General features: G+C 45.6%; 4 protein-coding genes. 1 reads left to right on the plus strand and 3 read right to left on the minus strand.

What is annotated here, in order from left to right:
- Window positions 1-176 precede the first annotated feature (176 nt).
- Window positions 177-1,505, plus strand: coding sequence for a TolC family outer membrane protein (locus Xedl_RS12310; protein ID WP_074024055.1), 1,329 nt, complete (start codon window positions 177-179; stop codon window positions 1,503-1,505).
- Between the two features lie 111 nt (window positions 1,506-1,616).
- Here the strand turns inward: Xedl_RS12310 and xni are convergent, their stop codons facing one another.
- The 3 genes from xni to queF all read right to left on the minus strand — a co-directional run bounded on the left by xni (window position 1,617) and on the right by queF (window position 4,771).
- On the minus strand, window positions 1,617-2,372 hold the full coding sequence (gene xni / locus Xedl_RS12315) for a flap endonuclease Xni (protein WP_074024056.1): 756 nt from the start codon (window positions 2,370-2,372) through the stop codon (window positions 1,617-1,619).
- Window positions 2,373-2,444: 72 nt separating this feature from the next.
- The gene (gene ppnN, locus Xedl_RS12320; RefSeq protein WP_074024058.1) at window positions 2,445-3,812 is read right to left on the minus strand and encodes a nucleotide 5'-monophosphate nucleosidase PpnN; all 1,368 of its coding nucleotides are present in this window, start codon (window positions 3,810-3,812) and stop codon (window positions 2,445-2,447) included.
- A gap of 113 nt (window positions 3,813-3,925) precedes the next feature.
- Window positions 3,926-4,771, minus strand: a complete 846-nt coding sequence (gene queF / locus Xedl_RS12325) for an NADPH-dependent 7-cyano-7-deazaguanine reductase QueF (RefSeq protein WP_074024059.1) — start codon at window positions 4,769-4,771, stop codon at window positions 3,926-3,928.
- Window positions 4,772-5,008 lie beyond the last annotated feature (237 nt).

Genomic DNA, 5,008 nt, shown 5'->3' on the forward strand with positions numbered 1-5,008 from the left:
AATACTCTTTTTCGAAAATCTAAGCTGTAGCCCATCTCATTTTATGCCTTGTCATCTTAGGTTTAGATATTATGTCATATTGATATGATTTAGCTATATATCACAGTCTTGCCAATAGACGCACTTCGTTATCTCACCTATTTTTCAGGACATTGTTGCCAGCATCAGTATTACTGATGTCGATATTGATATTTCCCCGCTTTGCCAGTGCGTTTTCCTTAACGGAGGCTTATGCGCTGGCATTGCAGCACGATCCGACGTTTCAGGCTGCTATCAAAGAGCAGGAAGCGGGGCTGGAGGAGAAAAATCTTGGGCTGGCGGAACTGTTGCCCAAGTTATCTTTCAGTTACCAGAATGCCCCCAAAAATTGGCAGAAGATGGATTCGCAATCTTTGGATCAGCGGGGAAGGATCGTCAAAGAGAGCCGTGATCGACAGTATGACAGCTATAGTGGTGCGATTATTTTGACTCAACCCGTGATCGATTTCGAGGCATGGGCGCGTTATCGCACCCGTCAGGCTTATGCCTTGATGAGTGATAGCCGTTTTCGGGCGGATAGCCAGCAATTGGCAGTCAGAGTGGTGAACAGTTACGTGACCGTAGCTTATGCTCAGGATCGGTTGGCACAGGTTGCCCAACAGCGGGCAGCCTATGAGCAACAACTGGAACGTAACCAGAAATTATTTTCTGCCGGTGAAGGCACTCGTACTGATGTCGCAGAGACTCAGGCACGTTACAGTCAAGTATTGGCTGATGAGTTAGCGGTGCAAGATGAGCTGGATGCTGCTATTCGTGGCTTGCAGTTATTAGTTGGCATACCGTTACCAGTAGATATGCCCGTTGATCGTTTATCCGACTCTCCGCGGTTTAAAGCCATCAGACTGGAATTAGAACACTACTCTGATTGGGAACAACTGGCGTTACGTCAGAATCCACAACTGGCGGCAGCCCGTCAGAGAGTTGATGTGGCGTATCACGATATTGAGCGTAGCCGGGCGGGATATCTGCCGAAACTGGAGCTATATGCTTCCCATAGCGAAAATAAATCCAGCAGCGATAACAGCATCGACCAAAAATACCAGACGGATTCCATTGGATTGCGGATATCCATGAACCTCTATAATGGTGGAGGTACGGCGGCAGCCGTGCGCCAATCAGCCGCAAATTATGGCAAGACTAAATTCGAAATGGATGCCCAGGCAGGGGAAATTCTGAATGCACTGCGGCGCAATTATAACGCGTGCGTGAATGGTGAAAAGCGGATACGAGCTTATGAAACGGCGGTAGAAGCGGCGGCATTACAAGTGAAAGCGACGCAAAAAAGTGTCGCTTTGGGGCAGAGAGTGAATGTCGATATATTGAATGCCGAGCAACAGCTTTATACCGCCCGCCGTGAACTCTCTCAGGCAAAATATGACTATATGAAAGCGTGGATTGGGTTATTAGATGAATCCGGTCAACTACAAGGTGAACATATTGAGCTAGTTGCTGATTATTTTGGTTGAGATGATTGCGCTGTTGAGATGATTAAAGTGTGATACCCCGTTTTTTTATCCTTAAGATCCGCATAATAGAAACGGGTATCACGTACGTACACCGATAGAAAGCGCTAGGGTTTATCGGTTAATAAGCCGCAATTGCTGCAAATTACCCTGTAGCGACAAATCGGTTCTTAACGAAGCGATTTCACGGCTGATGTAAGCTATTTCTTTGTGAGACTCCAATTTTTTTCGCCATTTATCTGGCTGGGCGTCCAGATTTTGGAATAAATTATCCAGTGAACCTGCTTGTTGCAGCAGGGTGGCGGCGGTTTTTGCGCCAATTCCCTGAATGCCGGGAATTTTACTGCTACTAATACCTGCAAGCCCCCAATAATCGGGAAGTTGACCTGGTTCAACGCCAAACTCTTGCTGGACAAAAGGCAGATCCAGCCAGCGTTTTTGGAAGTAATCCCGAATTTGGATATTGGCAGAAAGGAGCTGGCAATAGCCCTTATCGGTTGAAACGATGGTGACATTATGCCCGCTGTGAGCAACTTTTGTTGCCAGTGTTGCGGCTAAATCATCTGCTTCATGCCCTTGTGCGTGCCAGCAAGCAACTCCCAACGCATTAAATGCTTGTTTAATTAAGGGTAATTCTTGTTGTAAGTTGTCCGGCATGGCCGAGCGACCTGCTTTGTAATCAGGGAAAAGCTGGTGGCGCCAGCTATGGCTGCGGCCATCTTCATCGAATACCGCAACAGCATGGGTTGGTGATGCGTGGGTGATTAACTGTTTTAACGCATGTTCACAGGCAGGAATACAAGGGCTTCCCTGTACTGCATGGATGCGTCGAATCAGGTTTAAGGCGTCTACAATCAAAAGGTGTATCATGGTCGTTATATTCCATCCGTGGAGCTATTCCCTGGCACCAGCCTCATTGAATTGAGCAAAGGTATCCGCGATTTATTTGATTATCTCATAACAGGGTTCATAAGCAGCGCCTCCAGGGAGTTTCATGCGATCTTGCTCGACAAAATTTTGCAGGAGGTTATCCATGCGATGCATGATATCTGCATCGCCGTGGATCTTGAATGCCCCATGTTTTTCTATAGCGTGAATACCCACTTCTTTAACATTGCCTGCCACAATACCAGAAAATGCGCGTCGCAGTGCTGAGGCAAGTTTTTCCGGTGGCTGGTTTGGGTGTAAATTCAAGTCAGCCATGTTTTTGTGGGTTGGAGTGAATGGAGACTGTAGGTCAGAGCTGATTTTCAGTGACCAGTTGAAGCTATAGGCATCTCCGGTCGCGCGGCGTTTTTCTTTGACCTTCGGCATGGTTTTTTTCATTATACGTGCGACTTCTGAGGGGGCATCCACAATAATGCGATAGTGATGGCGAGCCTGTTCCCCCAGGGTATTAACGATAAATTCATCCAGCACCTGGAAGTAATTGGCGCTCTCTTTGGGACCAGTCAAGACCAGCGGTAGAACCTGATCTTTGTTTTCAGGATGCATCAGGATAGACAACAGATACAGCAATTCTTCTGCTGTTCCCACGCCGCCGGGGAAAATAATGATGCCATGAGCGATACGAACAAAGGCTTCCAGTCGTTTTTCAATATCCGGCATGATGATTAGTTCATTCACCAGCGGATTAGGTGGCTCTGCCGCAATAATTGAAGGTTCTGTGATGCCGATAAAACGACTTTTTTTGTAATTCTGCTGAGCATGTCCCACTGCGGCGCCTTTCATCGGCGCTTCCATTGCACCAGGACCACAACCCGTACAGATATTCAGTTCACGTAATCCAAGCTCATTGCCTACCTTGCGCCCATACAAATACTCTTTCTCATTGATGGAATGGCCGCCCCAACAAACAATCATATTCGGCTCTTCTGAGATATGCAGTGCCTTGGCGTTACGCAGGATGGAAAAAATGGTGTTGGTAATGTGCATACCATTTCCCATATCCAAATTATGTGCCTTCTGTGCATCGGTAATTTGTCCGTGGACAAATAAAATATCGCGCAGTACGGCAAAAAGATTGGCTTGCAGAGAACGGATGATTTTACCATCAACGAAAGCGTCTTCGGGGGGATTAATGAGTTTCAGCTTTACGCCACGCTCTCTGCGCAGTACGTTGATATCAAAATTTTGATATTTTGATAGTAACTCCTTACTGCTATCTATTTGACTACCTGAATTGAGAACCGCCAGTGAACAGTTACGGAAAAGGCGGTATAAGTCACTGCTTGCGGTACGCTTAAGCATATCTACTTCAAGCTGAGAGAGTAAATCCATTGATCCTAATGGATTGACATGTGTAATCAAGAATGACTCCTTTTACCCCTTGTGGGGATTCCTCAGTAATGATTTACACCCTATTGGGTATAACTGACTTCATCCAACAGTTTAGCTCGCGGTCACTAATCAGATTATTTCGATTATTGGCGAGCTAACCTTCCTGTTGTTGGGATAAACGCCTCGTTACTGCGCCACGGATTGATATCCAATCCTCCCCGACGGGTATAGCGTGCATAAACCGTGAGTTTTTCAGGCGCACATAACGTCATTACATCATTGAAAATGCGCTCGACACATTGTTCATGAAATTCATTGTGATGTCGGAAAGAAACTAAGTAGCGCAATAGTTTTTCCTGATCGATTTTTGCACCTTGATAGCGGATCATTACCGATCCCCAATCGGGCTGGTTGGTGATCAGGCAGTTTGATTTTAGCAAGTGGCTAACCAGAGTTTCCTCAACAACAGGGCCAGTTGCTGCGTTGTTAAGGTAATCGCGCTTGAATTGATAATCATCAATGTCAATATCCTGATTATCGATGCATTTTCCGGCAAATTCGCCAATTGGTTGTTGGCTGAAATCGTGCAGGGGATGCAGAGCAACCTCAATGTTGCCATTGGCACAAGCAGATAAATCTTGTTGCAAGGTTTTCTGTACTGTTTCCCAATCAGCAAAACGAGTTTGGTTAAAGCTGTTTAGATAAAGTTTAAAGCTTTTTGATTCGATAAGGTTTTCACTGGTCGCATCTAAGCTGACATGACCGATGGCAACTTGAGGAACACCGCGTGCATTGAGCCAGGAAAGTTCGTACATGGTCCAGATATCTGCACCATGAAAAGGGAGACTATCAGGAAACAGCCCAAGTGGCTCGCGGTTCATACTGCGGGGAACCGCTTGTAATAAAGTGGGATCATAGTTATCGCGGTAGGGGGTTGGTTTACCCAATGTGAGTTGGGAAAGAGCATGATTATCTTGATATAAAGACATTAGGATTCCTTAAGGCTAAACAATCTTACACTGAGATAGTCTTTACGACAAAGAGTGTCTTGGTGACTAAAATCATCTGTACTATATCAAGGAATCATGATGATTCGTATTTTTATTGCGCATTATCCCTTAGAACCCATTCGGAATCTTTTTTGAACGTAATTGTTTTTCCTGTATTCTGTCCGCCCAAATAAGATAAGTGCCTATATAAGTGACCTGCTGGAATGAGAAAAACCT

This window comes from Xenorhabdus eapokensis (assembly GCF_001908105.1).

Bases quoted from the DNA above. Each gene is read 5' to 3' on its own strand.
- Xedl_RS12310 (WP_074024055.1), top strand. From the start codon at position 177: ATGTCGATATTGATATTTCCCCGCTTTGCCAGTGCGTTTTCCTTAACG.
- xni (WP_074024056.1), bottom strand. From the start codon at position 2,372: ATGATACACCTTTTGATTGTAGACGCCTTAAACCTGATTCGACGCATC.
- queF (WP_074024059.1), bottom strand. From the start codon at position 4,771: ATGTCTTTATATCAAGATAATCATGCTCTTTCCCAACTCACATTGGGT.